Source organism: Pseudomonas sp. D1HM (assembly GCF_019266105.1).
Classification (GTDB): domain Bacteria; phylum Pseudomonadota; class Gammaproteobacteria; order Pseudomonadales; family Pseudomonadaceae; genus Aquipseudomonas; species Aquipseudomonas taetrolens.
Genome location: NZ_LRMN01000036.1, coordinates 1 through 17289, shown reverse-complemented (window position 1 = coordinate 17289; position 17289 = coordinate 1). Strand labels below are relative to the sequence as shown.

The window sequence follows — 17289 nt, the reverse complement described above, 5'->3', positions numbered from 1 at the left end:
GAGGCGGGTTTGCATTGAGAGCTTGATCCCGTCAGTCGGGTAACGAGTGGTCACGATCTGAGGTGAAAGCGCTCAAACGGGATTTGCCATTCTGGCGCGCAATCTGCATTACGCGACTATTCGCCGGTTTTCTGTCGCCGGCCATCGGGAGAGCGGGATGCGTTGTCTGATTGTAATGCTGGCTTTGTTGGCGCTGGGTGGCTGTATGAAAGTCAGTGATCTGGGGGAGGGCGCGCGTTATCAGTTGAGTGACGCGGGCCTGTTGGACCACAGCAACACGCGGCGCAGCAACTCACTGCGGATCCAGGCGGATTCCTTTGTCTATATTGCCCAAGGGCCCTTTGCTCCGGTCGGCGATCCCTACATGCGCCCCAATGTGGTGGCCGAAGAAGCCTACAATAGCTTTATCGAATACTTTCCGATGGTGCGTCGCGCCAAGGCGCCGTTGGGGCTGGATCATGCCATGGCCGAGGCCCGTGGGTTTGGCGCCCATTACTTGCTGTACACGCGCTTTGCCCGGGCTGATGACCGTATCGGCAACAGCGACGAATGGCTTGATCAGGAAGAGATCGGCCGCCTGGGGGTCGACAGCGGGGTGATCCAGGTGATGTTGATCGAAACCAGTACCCAGTACCTGATCGATACCGCCACTCTTCGCAGTCGCGGCGGTTTGCTGACGCTCCATGACAACAGGCCGGCTGACCTGATCGGCCCGCCGCTGGCTAAGTACGCGCGCAGCTTGATAGGCTTGAGCGATCAATAAGTCGAGGAGAACAGCATGAGTGAGCCGGTGGACGTCAGTAACCTGTTGGCGCAAATCCCCAAGGCCGATAAGGGCCTGCCGCCTGTTCATTTGTGGGACACGGCGTTTTGCGGTGACATCGACATGCGCATCGCCCGTGATGGCACCTGGTACTACATGGGCACGCCGATTGGCCGCAAGCCCATGGTCAAGCTGTTCTCGACCATCATTCGGCGTGATGGCGATGACTACTTTCTGATCACGCCGGTGGAGAAGGTCGGGATCAAAGTCGATGACGCGCCTTTTGTCGCGATTGCCGTTGAGGTTGAAGGGGCCGATGAGCAACAAGTCCTGCGTTTCACCACCAACGTGGATGAGCAACTCATCGCGGGCAGCGAGCACCCGCTGCGGATCGTGATCGATCCCGCGACCCAGGAACCTGCGCCTTACGTTCATGTACGACGCAACCTCGAAGCCCTGATTCATCGTAACGTCTTCTACCAGCTGGTCGAACTGGCCGTGACCCGGGAAATCGACGGGCAGCGCTGGCTGGGCGTCTGGAGCAGCGGCGTGTTCTTCCCGATCGGGCTTGAACCGTAAGCGATCATACCGGTAGAGCCTGCCAGGGCTTTGCCCGTGTCGAACACACAATATGTCTCCCTACAATAAAAATCAGGAGCGCTCATGGCGTGGACAGCCGTTACCCAACATCGTGCCCGACTCGGTGAGGGGCCATTCTGGGATGGACCCCGGCAGGCCCTGTACTGGGTTGATATCGCGGGCAAGCAAGCGCTGCGCCTGATGGGAGATACCGTTGAGAGCTGGCAGATGCCGGAGCATGTGTCGGCCTTTATTCCCTGTGCCAGCGGCGACGCGCTGGTGACCTTGAGCAGCGGCGTGTATCGGCTTGATCTGACGTCTGCGGGTGATGCACCGCGCCTGAATGTGTTGTGCAAGGTCGATCCGCAGCCGGGTAATCGGCCCAATGAGGCCCGGTGTGATGCCCGGGGGCAACTCTGGATAGGCACCATGCAGAACAATCTTGGCGAACAGGGTCAGGAGCTGCCGATCGAGCGGCGTAGCGGCGGCCTGTTTCGAGTCGGAACCGACGGCCAGGTGACGTCGTTGCTCAATGGCCTGGGCATTCCCAATACGCTGGTGTGGAGCGCAGACGGCAAGACTCTGTATTTTGCCGATAGCCTGGACGCCACCATTTATCAATATGCGCTCACGACCGACGGTTATCTGAGCGCGCCTGAAGTCTGGCGCGGTCCACATCCGCGGGGTGGTCCCGACGGTTCTGCGATGGATGTTCAGGGGTATGTCTGGAATGCCCGCTGGGACGGCAGCTGTCTGTTGCGTCTGGCCCCCGATGGCCAGGTTGATCGTGTAATCGAGTTGCCTGTCAGCCGTCCCACCAGTTGTGTGTTCGGGGGTGACGATTTGCGCACGCTGTATATCACCAGCGCCGCGAGCCCTGCCAACGGGCCTCTGGACGGTGCAGTGCTGTCGATTCGGGTCGATGTACCCGGCACGCCGTGCACCCGTTTTGCAGGGTGAATCCCACGATATGGGACTAAAAATTATATATTGAGATTTTTCCGCGCCCGGGTTTATAGTCGGCCTCAGCTCCATGCACTCACACTTAAAAAAATAAAACAGGTGAAGTGATGCCGAACTATTCCAGGGTGCTCCTGCGCACAGGTGTTCCTGCCCGTCACGTTCCAGGCCATGCACGGGCTTGCCTGACCCCCAGATTCTCCCCGCTTATCAGCCGGTCATCGACAGATGCCCGGTTTTCGTCGTGCCTTCCCTCAGGAGTCCTTATTCATGGCTGAACCTCTTTCCCTGCCACCGGTGGCGGAGCCTGCACGTGGCGAGCGTCTGAAAAACAAAGTGGTTTTGCTGACGGGGGCGGCCCAGGGGATTGGCGAAGCCATCGTCGCCAGTTTCGTGTCGCAGCAGGCGAAAATGGTCATCAGTGATATTCAGGCAGAGAAGGTCGAGCAGGTTGCCGCCCACTGGCGTGAACAAGGAGGCGAGGTACAGGCGATCAAAGCCGACGTGTCCCGTCAGGCCGACCTCAATGCCATGGTCGAGCTGGCGCTGGAGCTGCACGGTCGGGTCGATGTGCTGGTCAACTGCGCCGGGGTCAATGTATTCCGCGATCCGCTGGAGATGACCGAGGAAGACTGGCGCCGTTGTTTCACCATCGACCTGGACGGTGCCTGGTATGGCTGCAAGGCGGTCTTGCCGCAGATGATTGCGCAGGGCATCGGCAGCATTATCAACATTGCTTCGACCCATTCGACTCATATCATTCCCGGCTGTTTCCCGTACCCCGTGGCCAAGCATGGTTTGCTGGGTCTGACCCGTGCCCTGGGTATCGAATATGCGCCCAAAGGTATCCGGGTCAACGCCATCGCGCCGGGCTACATCGAGACGCAACTGAACGTCGATTACTGGAACGGTTTTGCCGACCCTCATGCCGAACGGCAGCGTGCACTCGATCTGCATCCGCCACGCCGCATCGGCCAGCCCATGGAAGTCGCCATGACCGCGGTGTTCCTTGCCAGCGATGAAGCACCTTTTATCAATGCATCCTGCATCACCATCGATGGCGGCCGCTCGGTGCTGTACCACGATTGACCACCGTTTTCCCCCCTCACAGGCTTCAAACACGTTTAACAATAATAAGAAGGAGTTGTCATGAAACGTCGTTCTGCTATTCGTTCCCTGTGTTGTGCGGCATTGGCCGTGACCGCCGTCAGCCTGAGCAGTGCGTTGCTGGCTGCCGATCCGGTGAAAATCGGCTTTCTGGTCAAGCAGGCGGAAGAGCCCTGGTTCCAGACTGAATGGGCCTTTGCGGAAAAAGCGGCAAAAGACAAAGGGTTTGAGCTGATTAAAATTGCCGTACCGGACGGCGAGAAGACCCTGTCGGCCATTGACAGCCTGGCGGCCAACGGTGCTCAGGGATTTGTCATTTGTCCGCCGGATGTGGCACTCGGGCCTGCGATCATGGCCAAGGCCAAGCTCAACGGTTTGAAGGTGATCGCGGTGGATGACCGTTTTGTCGATGCCAAGGGCCAGTTTATGGAAGACGTGCCTTATCTGGGCATGGCAGCGTTCGAAGTCGGCCAGAAGCAGGGCAATGCGATGGTCGACGAGGCCAAAAAGCGCGGTTGGGACTGGAAGGACACTTACGCGGTCATCAATACCTATAACGAATTGGACACTGGCAAGAAGCGCACCGACGGCTCGGTCAAATCCTTGAAAGATGCAGGCTTGCCGGAGGATCACATTTTATTCTCCGCGCTCAAGACCCTCGATGTTCCCGGCAGCATGGACGCCACCAATTCGGCGTTGGTCAAGCTGCCTGGCGAAGCGAAAAACCTGATCATCGGCGGGATGAATGACAACACCGTGCTCGGAGGTGTGCGCGCCACTGAAAGTGCCGGTTTCGCGGCGGCCAACGTGATCGGTATCGGGATCAATGGGACGGACGCGATCGGCGAGTTGAAAAAAGCCAACAGCGGATTTTTCGGTTCGATGCTGCCAAGCCCGCATATCGAGGGCTATAACACCGCGAGCATGATGTTTGAGTGGATTACCACGGGCAAGGAGCCAGCCAAGTACACCGCCATGGATGATGTGACCCTCATCACCCGGGACAACTTCCAGGAAGAGCTGACCAAAATCGGGCTGTGGAACTGAGCCGTTTTTACTAACGCGACAGGTGTTCACAGTCAGGATCGAGGTGGCTATGCAGCAGCAAACAGTCAGGCAAGAACCTGTCAGCGCTGGCGCCAGCCTGCGCTTCAATGGGATTGGAAAAAGCTTCCCCGGGGTGCAGGCGCTGGCCGATATCAGTTTTGTCGCTTATCCGGGGCAGGTGCATGCGCTCATGGGCGAAAACGGCGCGGGCAAATCCACACTCCTGAAAATTCTCGGGGGCGCGTACGTCCCCAGTAGCGGTCACTTGCAGATCGGCGAACAGTCGCTGACCTTCAAGTCCACGGCCGAAAGCATTGCCAATCGGGTCGCAGTCATCCATCAGGAGCTGCATCTGGTGCCGGAAATGACCGTGGCCGAGAACCTGTTTCTCGGGCATTTACCCGCACGCTTCGGGTTGATCAGGCGCGGTGAGTTGCGCCATCGGGCGCTGGCATTGCTCAAAGGATTGGCCGACGAAATTGACCCGCAGGAGAAGGTCGTGCGTTTATCCCTCGGTCAGCGGCAATTGGTGGAGATCGCCAAGGCACTGTCCCGTGGCGCTCATGTGATTGCGTTTGATGAACCTACCAGCAGCTTGTCGGCCCGGGAAATTGACCGGCTGATGGCGATCATTGGCCGCCTCCGGGATGAGGGCAAGGTGGTGCTGTATGTCTCTCATCGGATGGAAGAAGTGTTTCGGATTTGCGATGCGGTCACGGTGTTCAAGGACGGCCGCTACGTGCGTACCTTCGAGCAGATGAGCGAGCTGACCCATGACCAGTTGGTGACCTGCATGGTCGGCCGCGATATTCAGGACATCTACGATTATCGCGCCCGAGAACGCGGCGAGGTGGCGTTGAAAGTAACCGGTCTGCTGGGGCCGGGGCTGCGCGAACCGGTGAGTTTCGAGGTGCACAAGGGCGAGATCCTGGGGCTGTTCGGGCTGGTGGGAGCCGGGCGCACAGAGCTGTTGCGGTTACTCGGCGGGTTGGCACGGCAGAGTGCGGGGAGCCTTGAATTGCAAGGTGTCGAACTCAAGCTGCGTTCGCCAAGGGATGCGATTGCAGCCGGGGTATTGCTGTGTCCTGAAGACCGCAAAAAAGAAGGCATCATGCCGCTCTCCAGCGTCGCCGAAAACATCAACATCAGCGCCCGTGGCGCTCATTCGACGCTGGGCTGCCTGTTGCGCGGGGTGTGGGAACGCGACAACGCCGCGCAGCAGATCCGGGCGCTGAACGTGAAGACCCCGAGTGCTGCACAGAAAATCATGTACCTGTCCGGCGGCAATCAGCAGAAAGCCATTCTCGGACGCTGGCTGTCGATGCCCATGAAAGTATTGCTGCTCGACGAGCCGACGCGGGGCATTGATATCGGGGCCAAGGCCGAGATCTACCAGATCATCCACAACCTGGCGGCCAGCGGCATTGCGGTGATCGTGGTGTCCAGTGACCTGATGGAGGTGATCGGTATTTGCGATCGCATGCTGGTGCTGTGCGAAGGCGCGGTGTGTGGCGAGCTGTCTCGCGACCAGGCCAATGAATCCAACCTGTTGCAAATGGCGTTGCCACGCCAGCGCGGCTGACGGCGCGTCAATCCGAGGGATTAACATGACTACGCAAAACACGACACTGCCCGCATCGCGCAAACCTCTCGACCTGCGGCGATTTCTGGACGACTGGGTGATGCTGCTGGCGGCGCTGGCGATATTCCTGCTCTGCACCTTGCTGATCGACAACTTTCTCTCGCCGCTGAACATGCGGGGCCTTGGCCTGGCGATTTCCACTACCGGGATTGCCGCCTGCACCATGCTGTATTGCCTGGCATCCGGGCATTTCGACCTGTCGGTGGGCTCTGTGATTGCCTGTTCGGGGGTGGTGGCGGCGGTGGTCATGCGTGACACCGATAGCGTGTTTCTGGGTGTCAGTGCAGCGTTGGGCATGGGGCTGATCGTCGGGCTGATCAACGGCATCGTGATCGCCAAATTGCGGGTCAACGCGTTGATCACGACGCTGGCGACCATGCAGATCGTGCGGGGGCTGGCGTACATCTTCGCCAATGGCAAAGCGGTAGGGGTGTCCCAGGAATCGTTCTTTGTGTTCGGCAACGGCCAGTTGTTCGGGGTGCCGGTGCCGATTCTGATCACCATCGTCTGCTTTCTGTTCTTTGGCTGGCTGCTCAATTACACCACCTATGGCCGCAACACCATGGCCATCGGTGGCAACCCGGAAGCGGCATTGCTGGCCGGAGTGAATGTGGACCGGACCAAGATCATCATCTTCGCCGTCCACGGGCTGATCGGGGCGTTGGCCGGGGTGATCCTGGCCTCGCGGATGACGTCAGGCCAGCCGATGATCGGCCAGGGCTTTGAGCTGACAGTGATTTCGGCCTGTGTGCTGGGCGGGGTGTCGCTGAGCGGTGGCGTCGGGATGATTCGCCATGTGATCGCCGGCGTGTTGATTCTGGCCATCATCGAAAACGCGATGAACCTGAAGAACATCGACACCTTCTACCAGTACGTGATCCGTGGCTCGATCCTGTTGCTGGCGGTGGTGATCGATCGCTTGAAACAACGCTGACAGCTCGGCAGGCGCGAGCTTGCTCGCGATTCAAGCTCGCGCCTGCAGGATATGTTGCATATAAAATATCCCTATATATGAGACTGCAATTTATATATTGAGATTTTGCGTCACCAAGGTTTATAGTCACCTGCACTGATTCACGGCATTCACTGCTAAAAACAAAACAGGTGAAGCGATGCAGGCGCATTTGATCGCGCTCGATTGGGGGACAACCTCTCTTCGTGCTTATTTACTCGGTCCCGCAGGGCAAGTGCTGAACAGGCGCTCGCTGGCATGCGGGATCATGCAGCTGCCCAGCAACCCTCGGCAGGTCGCAGGCCAGTGGTGTACTGACGGTTTTGAGCTCGCGTTTGACGACGCCTGTGGCGACTGGCTGGATGCCAACCCCGCCATCCCGGTGATTGCCTGTGGCATGGTTGGCAGCGCTCAGGGCTGGCGCGAAGCCCCCTATCGTGAAACCCCGGCCAGCCTGCCGGCCTTGAGCACCGCCTTGCAGATCGTGCGCAGTGTGCGAGGCGTGGATGTTCACATCGTTCCCGGCGTCATTGAGCGTTCGACCTTACCCAATGTGATGCGCGGCGAAGAAACCCAGGTCCTGGGGGTCTTGCACAGCCACGCGGATCTGAACGACTGCTTGATTGGCCTGCCTGGCAGCCATTCCAAATGGGTGCAGGTGCAAGCGGGCAGCCTGGTGCATTTCGACACGTTCATGACCGGCGAACTGTTCGCCGTCGTCTGTGAGCACACCATTCTGGGGCGTACCCAGCAAGCCTCCCCGGAGTTTGACCTCGCCGCATTCGAGCGGGGCGTGCACGTCGCGTTGTCGGCCGATGGCCAGATGGGGCCGCTGTCGACCCTGTTCAGTGCCCGCACGCTGGGCCTGACCGGCCAACTGAGTGCCATCCAGCAACCTGATTACGTGTCGGGGCTGCTGATCGGTCATGAGCTCTCGGCGCTGAGTCATGCCCTGCGTCAGCGTCGGGGCGAGCAACCGTTACCCGCGATCATTCTGATCGGCACTTCCCAACTGTGTGAACGCTACCAAAGGGCGCTGGACATCTGCGGGTTCACCCAGGTGAGCCTGGCAGAACAGGCAACCGAACAGGGTTTATGGCACCTGGCCCAAGCGGCCGGGTTACTTCAACACACTCATCAGGAGGGCTGAGATGCTCAAGCAAGCTCTGGCAAAAAACGGATTGATCGCCATCCTTCGCGGTCTGCGTCCGCAAGAAGCGCAGGCCATCGGCAAGGTGTTGTATGACGAGGGATTCCGCACCCTCGAAGTCCCCCTCAATTCCCCCGAGCCTTATGAAAGCATCCGTATTTTGCGCAGTACCTTGCCCGCCGACTGCCTGGTCGGTGCCGGCACGGTCCTGACCCCGGAGCAGGTCGAGCAGGTCAAGGCCGCCGGCGGGCAAGTGATTGTGATGCCCCACAGCGACCCGAAAGTCCTGCGCGCAGCCAAGGCCGCCGGTTTGTACCTGTCACCCGGGGTTGCGACGCCGACCGAAGCGTTTGCCGCGCTGGCCGAAGGCGCCGATGTGCTGAAAATGTTCCCGGCCGAGCAAATGGGCCCGGCCGTGGTCAAGGCCTGGTTGGCCGTACTGCCCGCCGGCACCCGGTTGATCCCCGTCGGCGGGATTACCCCGGACAACATGCAGGTATTTCTGGATGCCGGTGTCTCCGGTTTTGGCCTGGGCTCCGGGCTGTTCAAGCCGGGCCTGAGCCCTGCCGAAGTGGCTGTTCGCGCCAAGGCGTATATGCAGGCCTGGAACGCACGGCGTCAGGCTGACTGACCGGCGCTTTCGCGCCCCATCGAACAAGAGAGACAAAAAGATGAAAATTACCAAGCTGACAACGTACCTGGTCCCGCCGCGCTGGTTGTTCCTGAAAGTTGAAACCGACGAAGGCGTTACCGGCTGGGGCGAGCCTGTGGTCGAAGGCCGGGCGCATACCGTGGCGGCCGCCGTTGAGGAACTGTCCGATTACCTGATCGGCAAGGACCCGCGCAATATCGAAGACATCTGGACTGTGTTGTATCGCGGCGGTTTTTACCGTGGCGGCGCGGTGCACATGAGTGCGTTGGCCGGTATCGACCAGGCGCTGTGGGACATCAAGGGCAAGGCGCTGGGCGTCTCGGTCAGTGACCTGCTGGGTGGCCAGGTGCGTGACAAGATTCGCGTGTATTCGTGGATCGGCGGCGACCGTCCGGCTGATACCGCTCGCGCCGCCAAAGAAGCGGTCAGCCGCGGCTTTACCGCCGTGAAAATGAACGGCACCGAAGAGCTGCAGTTCGTCGACAGTTTTGAAAAGGTTGACCTGGCACTGGCCAACGTAGCGGCAGTGCGCGATGCGGTTGGGCCGAATGTCGGTATCGGCGTGGACTTCCATGGTCGCGTGCACAAACCGATGGCCAAGGTGCTGATGAAGGAGCTTGACCCCTACAAGCTGATGTTCATCGAAGAGCCGGTGCTCAGCGAAAACTACGAAGCGCTCAAGGAACTGGCACCGTTGACCAGTACCCCGATTGCCCTGGGCGAGCGCCTGTTCTCGCGCTGGGACTTCAAGCGTGTGCTCAGCGAAGGGTATGTCGACATCATTCAACCCGATGCTTCCCATGCGGGCGGGATCACCGAAACCCGCAAGATCGCCAACATGGCCGAGGCTTATGACGTAGCGCTGGCACTGCATTGCCCGCTGGGTCCGATCGCGCTGGCGGCGTGCCTGCAGCTGGATGCGGTGTGCTACAACGCTTTCATCCAGGAGCAAAGCCTGGGCATCCATTACAACGAAAGCAACGACCTGCTGGATTACGTCAAGGATCCTGCGGTATTCGACTACGACAAAGGCTTCGTCAAAATCCCCAACGGCCCGGGTCTGGGGATTGAAATCAACGAAGAGTACGTCCAGGAGCGCGCTGTGATCGGCCATCGCTGGCGCAACCCGATCTGGCGCCATGCCGACGGCAGCTTCGCTGAGTGGTAATACCCCTTAAAACCCTGTAGCCGCTGCCGAAGGCTGCGATGGACAGCGCAGCAGGCCTGTTGTCAAAGGCCCTGCGATCTTTATCGCGGTTACAGGGTTTGCATTTACGACCTCAATAACTCTAAAAATGAGGCATGTCCTATGACAAGCACTGTCGCGCAAGCGTCACTGGTGGCGCCTAGCCGCAAGCGTTTTTTCATTATGGTTCTGTTGTTTATCACCGTGGTGATCAACTATCTGGACCGTAGCAACCTGTCGATTGCCGCCCCCGCGCTGACCAGCGACCTGGGAATTGACCCGATTCACGTCGGGCTGATCTTCTCGGCCTTTGGCTGGACCTACGCTGCCATGCAAATCCCCGGCGGCTGGCTGGTGGACCGCGTGCCGCCACGGATTCTCTACAGCGTCGCGTTGCTGCTGTGGTCGGTGGCCACGGTGATGCTCGGTTTCGCTGCCAGCTTTATCGCGCTGTTTGTACTGCGCATGGCTGTGGGCGCACTGGAGGCCCCGGCATACCCGATCAACAGCCGTGTCGTGACCACCTGGTTTCCGGAGCGCGAACGCGCCACCGCCATTGGTTTTTACACCTCCGGGCAGTTTGTCGGGCTGGCGTTTTTGACCCCGGTGCTGGCATGGCTGCAGCATCAATGGGGTTGGCACATGGTGTTTGTCAGCACCGGTGTGGTGGGAATTATCTGGGCGGTGATCTGGTACGCGGTGTACCGCGAGCCGCGTGATTTCAAAGGGGCCAACCAGGCTGAAATCGACCTGATTATCGAAGGCGGCGGGCTGGTGGATATCCAGGCGCAAACGGCCAAGCGCAAGGCGCCATTCAGTTGGTATGACCTGGGTATCGTGCTCAGCAAGCGTAAGTTGTGGGGCATCTACCTGGGCCAGTTTTGCCTGAACTCGACGCTGTGGTTCTTCCTGACCTGGTTCCCGACCTACCTGGTGAAATACCGCGGCATGGACTTCATCAAATCCGGATTGCTGGCTTCGTTGCCGTTCCTGGCTGCGTTTGTCGGTGTGCTGTGTTCGGGGTTCTTTTCCGACTGGCTGATTCGCCGCGGTTATTCGGTGGGTTTTGCCCGCAAGCTACCGATCATTGGCGGGCTGCTGATTTCGACCTCGATCATTGGCGCCAACTTTGTCGAATCGACGCCGCTGGTGATTGCGTTTCTGGCGCTGGCGTTTTTCGGTAACGGCCTGGCTTCGATCACCTGGTCGCTGGTGTCGACCCTGGCCCCGGCGCGGTTGCTGGGCCTGACCGGAGGCGTGTTCAATTTCATCGGTAATCTGTCCGCCATCGCCACGCCGATCGTGATCGGTTTTCTGGCGACCGGCGACTCGTTTGCTCCGGCGATTACCTATATTGCGGTGCTGGCACTGCTGGGGGCGTTGTCTTACATCTTGCTGGTGGGCAAAGTTGAGCGGATCGAACTGTAGAAGTCGGTTGCCCGGGCGACCATAATGCCGTCCGGTTCTCACCCTTAATGGAATGGCTGGCTATGCAGGACGACTCCACGAAAATCGCACCGACCGGCACTCAAACCCTGCTGCGCGGGCTGGCGGTGGTGCAAGCGGTGGCCAATGGCGCACGGGATCTGAAGGATATTGCCCGGGTGATCGGGACCACACGCAGCACGACGCACCGTCTGGCCAGTTGCCTGGTGGACGAACGTTATCTGCGGGTCTTGCCCAAGGTGGGGTATTTGCTGGGCCCCAAGCTGATCGAGCTAGGGTTTCAGGCCCGGGAGGAATTGCCGCTGGTAACCCTGGCACAGCCGTACCTGGATGAATTGTCGGCGTTGACCGGCGACACCATTCATTTGGCGGTACGCGAAGGGGACGAAGTGCTGTACCTGCACAAGAATCCGGGCCGCAATGGTCCGGAGATGCGTTCGCGAGTGGGGCACCGGATGCCCATTGCACGTACGGGTATCGGCAAGGCCATGCTGCTGGATGCGCCCGTGGCCGAATGGCGGCGGGTGTTTGAGCTCAGCCAGCCTGTCGGCGGCAAGAATCCGCTGTGGCCGGATCACCAGGAGGCCTCGTGGGAGCAGTTCGAGGAGCGGATGCGCAGTTATGTTGCGGGAGGCTATGCGTTTGACCTGGAAGACAACGAGCCCTCGATACGGTGTGTGGCTGCCCCGATACGTGATGCCAGCCATGCAATCGTGGCGGCCATCAGCATCGCCAGCACCGTGCCGTACATGCCGCACGAGAAAATGACCGGGCTGATCCCGGTCATCACTCACGCCGCACGACAACTCTCGGCAGAGCTGGGAGGTTAATTCCCTTGCCCGCGTCCTCTCCCGGAAGGAGAGGGCGAGGGGGCTTCGGGTTTAAGCCTTCAGCGTTTTCATGTCGATCACAAAGCGATACTTCACGTCGCCTTTGACCACGCGTTCGAATGCTTCATTGATGTTTTTGATATCCAGCATTTCGATGTCGCAGGTAATGCCATGTTCAGCGCTGAAGTCGAGCATTTCCTGGGTTTCTGCGATCCCGCCAATCAACGAACCGGCCAGTACACGGCGTTTGAACACCAGGTTGAAGGCATCCAGCGCAGGTTCGATCGGCTCGATCAGGCCCACCAGAATATGCACGCCGTCAAAACGCAGGGTTTCGAGGTAGGGGTTCAGGTCGTGTTTGACCGGGATGGTATCCAGCAGGAAGTCGAAGTGACCGGCTGCGGCTTTCATCTGTTCGGCGTCGGTTGAGACGATCACGTGGTCGGCACCCTGACGGCGGGCTTCAGCAGCCTTGGCTTCGGAGCGGGTGAAGAGTGTGACTTCAGCGCCCATGGCCTTGGCAAATTTGATGCCCATGTGGCCCAGGCCGCCCATGCCCAGAATCCCGACCTTGTCGCCTGGCTCAACGCCGTAGTGTTGCAGCGGCGAGTAGGTGGTGATGCCCGCGCACAGCAGCGGGGCAGCGCTGGCCGGGTCGAGGTTTTCCGGGATGCGTACGACGAAAGCTTCGCGGACGACGATGCTGTCCGAGTAGCCGCCCATGGTTGTCGTGCCATCGATACGGTCCGGTGAGCCGTAGGTCTGGGTGAAACCCTCAAGGCAATATTGTTCCAGGTCTTCTTTACAGGCGGAGCATTCGCGGCACGAATCGACCATGCAGCCCACCCCGACCAGATCCCCGACCTTGTACTGGGTGACATCACTACCGATCGCGGTGACCTTGCCGACGATCTCGTGGCCAGGCATAACCGGGTAAACCGCGAAGCCCCAATCGTTATTCACCTGGTGAATGTCGGAGTGGCAAACGCCGCAGTACATCACTTCAATGGCTACGTCATCCGGACGCGGTTCACGGCGGTTGAACGGCAGCGGAGCCAGAGGTGCGGAGGTTGTTTTAGCGGCATAGCCGATGGCGTTGTAGGTGACAGTGGACATGGAGAACCTCGCGAAACGTTGACTGTGAACAAGGGTGTGAGTTTGCGCCCGTGCGTCTTGCAGAACTATGACGATTCCTCCGCTTGTCATGCCTATTCGTCCGGAGCCGCGGACTGAGTGTCGCTTTAGCCGGCAATTCTGCGAAGATGCGGCGGTCTATTCCTCTTGTGAACGTATTGCCATGTTTTTGACCCGTCACCGTGATGAGAACGCCACACTGGTGTCGCTGATCAAACCGTTGGCGACCCGGTCGGGTTTTGTCTCGACCTTGTTGCCGCAAGTCCGTGTCGTCTCGGCCTGTGAAGCGGTGGCCCGGATGCCGCAGATTTATGAGCCTAGCCTAATGGTGATTGCCCAAGGCAGTAAGTTGGCCTATCTGGGTCAGCGCACTCTGGAGTACGGCGCCGGGCATTATCTGGTGCAGGCGTTATCAGTGCCCTTTGAGTGTGAAACCTTTGCCTCTGACGAGGAGCCGTTACTGGGTGTGGCGATCAGTATTGACCGGGCGGTACTGGGCGAGCTGGTGCTGGCGATGGGGCTGGACCCGCAGCGCAGTGCCGTGCCGCAAACCCCCGAGTCGATGACGTCGGCGGTGCTGGATGATGAGATGCGCCAGGCGGTCGAGCGACTGTTGCGTTGCCTGCATGACCCGATGGAATGCCGGATCATGGGGCCGGCGAGGTTGCGCGAAGTGTTGTTTGCGGCATTGCGTGGTCCCCAGGCCGGAGTGCTGCGTGCCCTGGTCGAGCAACAGGGGCAATTTGCGCGAGTGGCGGCATCGTTGAGTCATTTACACGAGCACTTTGCCGAACCGCTGAGCGTCGAGACGCTGGCCCGGTGTGCCAACATGAGCGCTTCCACCTTCCACGAGCATTTCAAGCGCAGCACCCTGCTTTCACCGGTGCAGTACCTCAAGCGCCTGCGCTTGCTACGGGCTCAGCAATTGCTGCTGAGCGAAGGCTTGGGCGTAGCCCAGGTTGCCGAGCGCGTGGGTTATCAAAGCACCTCGCAATTCAGCCGCGAGTACAAACGCTACTTCGAACGCAGCCCGGGGAATGAGGGCGCAGGGACGCCGCCTGCGGCAGCGACTGTCAGTTAAGAACCATACGACCAGAACCTGTAGGAGCGAGCTTGCTCGCGATGGCTTCCAGGACGCTGCATTTATCCCGCCAACACAGGCGTTAACCGCCCAGCCTCTGCGTTCGCCTCGAAATCGGACTCCGCCTGCTGCAGCGGCTACGGGATTACGGCGGATGACGGGCACGAAAAAGGCTCCCGCAGGAGCCTTTTTCGTGAGCGCGATACGACTTACATGTTCGGGTAAGTCGGGCCGCCGGCACCTTCCGGGGTAACCCAGGTGATGTTTTGCGACGGATCTTTAATGTCGCAGGTTTTGCAGTGAACGCAGTTTTGCGCGTTGATCTGGAAGCGCTTCTCGCCGCTTTCCTGGGTGATCACTTCATACACGCCCGCCGGGCAGTAACGCTGCGCGGGTTCGTCGTACAGCGGCAGGTTGACGCTGATCGGGATGCTCGGGTCGCGCAGCTTGAGGTGACACGGCTGCTCTTCTTCATGGTTGGTGCTGGAGAGGAAGACCGAGCTGAGTTTGTCGAAGCTGAGTTTGCCGTCGGGTTTCGGGTAGTCGATCTTCTTGCAGTCCGAGGCGTGCTTGAGGCAGGCGTAATCGGGCTTGGTGTCGTGCAGGGTGAACGGCAGCTTGCCGCCGAAGATGTTCTGGTCGAGCCAGTTGAAGCCTGCACCCATGATCGGGCCGAACTTGTGCATCGCCGGGCCGAAGTTGCGGCTGGCGAACAGTTCGTCGAACAGCCAGCTGCCTTTGAAGGCCTCGACGTAGGTGTTGAGTGCATCGCCGCCTTCGGAACCGGCGAGCAGCGAATCGGCCACAGCGTCTGCCGCCAGCATGCCCGACTTCATCGCCGTGTGGCTGCCTTTGATCTTGGCCACGTTCATGGTGCCCAGATCACAGCCGATCAGTGCGCCACCGTTGAAGACCATTTTCGGCAGGGAGTTCAGGCCGCCTTTAGCCAGGGCACGAGCACCATAGCTGATGCGCTTGCCGCCTTCGAGGTACTGCTTGAGCACCGGGTGATGCTTGAGGCGCTGGAACTCGTCGAAGGGCGACAGGAAGGTGTTGCTGTAGGACAGGTCAACGATCAGGCCGACAACCACCTGGTTGTTTTCCAGGTGGTACAGGAAAGAACCGCCGGTGTTTTCGCGGCTGATGATGTCCAGCGGCCAGCCAGCCGTGTGAACCACCAGGCCTGGCTGGTGTTTGGCCGGATCGATTTCCCAGATTTCTTTCAGGCCGATGCCGTAGTGCTGGCTGTCTGCTTCACTGTCGAGCTTGAAGCGTTCGATCAGTTGCTTGCCAAGGTGGCCACGGCAGCCTTCAGCGAACAAGGTGTACTTGCCGCGCAGTTCCATGCCGGGGGTGTACAGGCCTTCCTTGGGGTTGCCTTCACGGTCAACGCCCAGATCACCGGTGATGATCCCGCGCACGACATTGTTTTCGTCGAACAGGACTTCCTGGGCAGCAAAGCCCGGGTAGATTTCTACGCCCAGGTTCTCGGCCTGCTGGGCCAGCCAGCGGCACAGGTTGCCCAGGGAGATGATGTAGTTGCCTTCGTTGTGCATGGTTTTAGGCACAAACAGATCAGGCACCTTGGTCGCGGTGGCTTCGCTGCGCAGTACATAAATGTCGTCGCGGGTGACTGGTGTGTTGAGCGGAGCGCCCAGTTCTTTCCAGTCAGGGAACAGTTCGTTCAGGGCACGGGGTTCGAACACCGCACCGGATAGAATGTGAGCACCGACTTCGGAGCCTTTTTCAACCACGCAGACGCTAATTTCTTTACCGGCTTCGGCGGCCTTCTGCTTTAGACGGCAGGCGGCGGACAAACCGGCGGGGCCGGCGCCGACGATGACCACGTCGAATTCCATGTATTCGCGTTCCACAGGCTATCTCCTACTCAAGGCTCAACGGTATTTTTCTAATTGGAGGTTTGGCACTTCATCCATTATTCCCTCGCTCGCGAGGCTGAAAGGCGCAATGGATGACATACCACTCTCTCTATGGGCGCAGCATTATATCTACACCACTAGCAGCGTCCAATACAAACGTTTGTTTGAATCTGCTGCAAGCCAGTTAAATCAAAGACACGCGGCCCGAAAGTGGCCGATTTGCTGTATTGACCGCAAATGGTGTTCCGGTCAAGATACGGTCGGTTTTGCGCTCGCCGTAGGCTGATTGTCGGTTTCAAGAGCACCTCTAAAGACAGGGCACAGGCGTTAGCCTGTAGGAGCCTGCCATTCCTGGAGCGGAGTTTACACGTCCTTTTGGTCGATGACTTACTCGTCATGCCGGATAGACGGTCGCATGCAAGGTTATAGGCACTCATCGCTTCCTGTTCAGAGGAAGGCAACGATCTTTGGAGGTGCCCTTGTGCTGATGAGCATCAACCGCCAGGTTCGCCTAGGCGACTTTCTTTTCACCGGAGAGTAACGAGGAATCCATGAAGGTTCTTGTAGCTGTCAAACGAGTGGTCGATTACAACGTTAAGGTTCGCGTCAAAGCGGACAACTCCGGCGTTGACCTCGCCAACGTCAAGATGTCGATGAACCCCTTCTGCGAAATCGCTGTGGAAGAAGCCGTACGCCTGAAAGAGAAAGGCGTTGCGACTGAAATCGTCGTCGTCTCCATCGGTCCGACCACGGCTCAGGAACAGCTGCGTACTGCGCTGGCTCTGGGTGCCGATCGCGCCATCCTCGTCGAATCTGCCGAAGACCTGACCTCGCTGGCCGTGGCCAAGCTGCTCAAGGCAGTGGTCGACAAGGAGCAGCC

Annotated in this window: 15 protein-coding genes and 1 pseudogene; 14 read left to right on the top strand and 2 right to left on the bottom strand. The window is 59.3% G+C overall.

Annotated elements, in window-relative coordinates; genetic code table 11:
• Nucleotides 1–157 precede the first annotated feature (157 nt).
• The 12 genes from AWM69_RS22555 to AWM69_RS22500 all read left to right on the top strand — a co-directional run bounded on the left by AWM69_RS22555 (nt 158) and on the right by AWM69_RS22500 (nt 12314).
• The gene (locus AWM69_RS22555) at nt 158–763 is read left to right on the top strand and encodes a DUF4823 domain-containing protein (RefSeq protein ID WP_131655280.1); all 606 of its coding nucleotides are present in this window, start codon (nt 158–160) and stop codon (nt 761–763) included.
• Nucleotides 764–778: 15 nt separating this feature from the next.
• A complete protein-coding gene (locus tag AWM69_RS22550) occupies nt 779–1342 on the top strand; it encodes a DUF1285 domain-containing protein (protein ID WP_131655279.1) in 564 nt (187 codons plus the stop codon).
• 84 nt (nt 1343–1426) lie between these two features.
• The gene (locus tag AWM69_RS22545; RefSeq protein ID WP_218728579.1) at nt 1427–2302 is read left to right on the top strand and encodes an SMP-30/gluconolactonase/LRE family protein; all 876 of its coding nucleotides are present in this window, start codon (nt 1427–1429) and stop codon (nt 2300–2302) included.
• A gap of 270 nt (nt 2303–2572) precedes the next feature.
• Complete coding sequence (locus AWM69_RS22540) at nt 2573–3391, top strand: SDR family oxidoreductase (RefSeq protein WP_218728577.1); 819 nt, start codon at nt 2573–2575, stop codon at nt 3389–3391.
• Between the two features lie 60 nt (nt 3392–3451).
• The gene (locus tag AWM69_RS22535; RefSeq protein WP_131655276.1) at nt 3452–4456 is read left to right on the top strand and encodes a substrate-binding domain-containing protein; all 1005 of its coding nucleotides are present in this window, start codon (nt 3452–3454) and stop codon (nt 4454–4456) included.
• A gap of 49 nt (nt 4457–4505) precedes the next feature.
• Nucleotides 4506–6038 (top strand): L-arabinose ABC transporter ATP-binding protein AraG, encoded by a 1533-nt coding sequence (gene araG / locus AWM69_RS22530; protein WP_218728575.1) that lies wholly within the window; start codon nt 4506–4508, stop codon nt 6036–6038.
• A gap of 25 nt (nt 6039–6063) precedes the next feature.
• A complete protein-coding gene (gene araH / locus AWM69_RS22525) occupies nt 6064–7032 on the top strand; it encodes an L-arabinose ABC transporter permease AraH (RefSeq protein WP_048384119.1) in 969 nt (322 codons plus the stop codon).
• 178 nt (nt 7033–7210) lie between these two features.
• On the top strand, nt 7211–8200 hold the full coding sequence (locus AWM69_RS22520; RefSeq protein WP_218728573.1) for a 2-dehydro-3-deoxygalactonokinase: 990 nt from the start codon (nt 7211–7213) through the stop codon (nt 8198–8200).
• 1 nt (nt 8201) lies between these two features.
• The gene (locus AWM69_RS22515; RefSeq protein WP_048384116.1) at nt 8202–8831 is read left to right on the top strand and encodes a 2-dehydro-3-deoxy-6-phosphogalactonate aldolase; all 630 of its coding nucleotides are present in this window, start codon (nt 8202–8204) and stop codon (nt 8829–8831) included.
• Nucleotides 8832–8871: 40 nt separating this feature from the next.
• Entirely contained in the window at nt 8872–10020 is a 1149-nt protein-coding gene (gene dgoD / locus AWM69_RS22510) for a galactonate dehydratase (RefSeq protein WP_048384114.1), read from the top strand.
• 141 nt (nt 10021–10161) lie between these two features.
• Nucleotides 10162–11466 (top strand): MFS transporter, encoded by a 1305-nt coding sequence (locus AWM69_RS22505; RefSeq protein WP_218728571.1) that lies wholly within the window; start codon nt 10162–10164, stop codon nt 11464–11466.
• A gap of 62 nt (nt 11467–11528) precedes the next feature.
• Nucleotides 11529–12314: an IclR family transcriptional regulator gene (locus AWM69_RS22500; protein ID WP_131655285.1), complete on the top strand. Its 786-nt coding sequence runs from the start codon at nt 11529–11531 to the stop codon at nt 12312–12314.
• A gap of 51 nt (nt 12315–12365) precedes the next feature.
• Here AWM69_RS22500 and AWM69_RS22495 read toward each other — a convergent pair whose 3' ends face one another.
• Nucleotides 12366–13430: an NAD(P)-dependent alcohol dehydrogenase gene (locus AWM69_RS22495; protein WP_048384108.1), complete on the bottom strand. Its 1065-nt coding sequence runs from the start codon at nt 13428–13430 to the stop codon at nt 12366–12368.
• A 181-nt stretch (nt 13431–13611) separates the two neighbouring features.
• On the opposite strand from AWM69_RS22495, the gene AWM69_RS22490 reads away from it, so the two are divergent.
• Nucleotides 13612–14529 (top strand): AraC family transcriptional regulator, encoded by a 918-nt coding sequence (locus AWM69_RS22490; protein WP_131655271.1) that lies wholly within the window; start codon nt 13612–13614, stop codon nt 14527–14529.
• Between the two features lie 209 nt (nt 14530–14738).
• On the opposite strand, the gene AWM69_RS22485 is transcribed toward AWM69_RS22490, so the two are convergent.
• Nucleotides 14739–16403 (bottom strand): electron transfer flavoprotein-ubiquinone oxidoreductase, encoded by a 1665-nt coding sequence (locus tag AWM69_RS22485; RefSeq protein ID WP_048384105.1) that lies wholly within the window; start codon nt 16401–16403, stop codon nt 14739–14741.
• Nucleotides 16404–16960: 557 nt separating this feature from the next.
• On the opposite strand from AWM69_RS22485, the pseudogene AWM69_RS22480 reads away from it, so the two are divergent.
• Nucleotides 16961–17289, top strand: a pseudogene (locus AWM69_RS22480) (alanine racemase); the annotation flags it as partial.

Excerpts from the sequence above, each read along its gene's own strand:
- dgoD (WP_048384114.1), top strand. The coding sequence starts at position 8,872 with ATGAAAATTACCAAGCTGACAACGTACCTGGTCCCGCCGCGCTGGTTG.
- AWM69_RS22535 (WP_131655276.1), top strand. The coding sequence starts at position 3,452 with ATGAAACGTCGTTCTGCTATTCGTTCCCTGTGTTGTGCGGCATTGGCC.
- araH (WP_048384119.1), top strand. The coding sequence starts at position 6,064 with ATGACTACGCAAAACACGACACTGCCCGCATCGCGCAAACCTCTCGAC.
- AWM69_RS22550 (WP_131655279.1), top strand. The coding sequence starts at position 779 with ATGAGTGAGCCGGTGGACGTCAGTAACCTGTTGGCGCAAATCCCCAAG.
- AWM69_RS22495 (WP_048384108.1), bottom strand. The coding sequence starts at position 13,430 with ATGTCCACTGTCACCTACAACGCCATCGGCTATGCCGCTAAAACAACC.
- AWM69_RS22500 (WP_131655285.1), top strand. The coding sequence starts at position 11,529 with ATGCAGGACGACTCCACGAAAATCGCACCGACCGGCACTCAAACCCTG.
- AWM69_RS22545 (WP_218728579.1), top strand. The coding sequence starts at position 1,427 with ATGGCGTGGACAGCCGTTACCCAACATCGTGCCCGACTCGGTGAGGGG.
- AWM69_RS22540 (WP_218728577.1), top strand. The coding sequence starts at position 2,573 with ATGGCTGAACCTCTTTCCCTGCCACCGGTGGCGGAGCCTGCACGTGGC.
- AWM69_RS22490 (WP_131655271.1), top strand. The coding sequence starts at position 13,612 with ATGTTTTTGACCCGTCACCGTGATGAGAACGCCACACTGGTGTCGCTG.
- AWM69_RS22515 (WP_048384116.1), top strand. The coding sequence starts at position 8,202 with ATGCTCAAGCAAGCTCTGGCAAAAAACGGATTGATCGCCATCCTTCGC.
- araG (WP_218728575.1), top strand. The coding sequence starts at position 4,506 with ATGCAGCAGCAAACAGTCAGGCAAGAACCTGTCAGCGCTGGCGCCAGC.
- AWM69_RS22505 (WP_218728571.1), top strand. The coding sequence starts at position 10,162 with ATGACAAGCACTGTCGCGCAAGCGTCACTGGTGGCGCCTAGCCGCAAG.
- AWM69_RS22555 (WP_131655280.1), top strand. The coding sequence starts at position 158 with ATGCGTTGTCTGATTGTAATGCTGGCTTTGTTGGCGCTGGGTGGCTGT.
- AWM69_RS22520 (WP_218728573.1), top strand. The coding sequence starts at position 7,211 with ATGCAGGCGCATTTGATCGCGCTCGATTGGGGGACAACCTCTCTTCGT.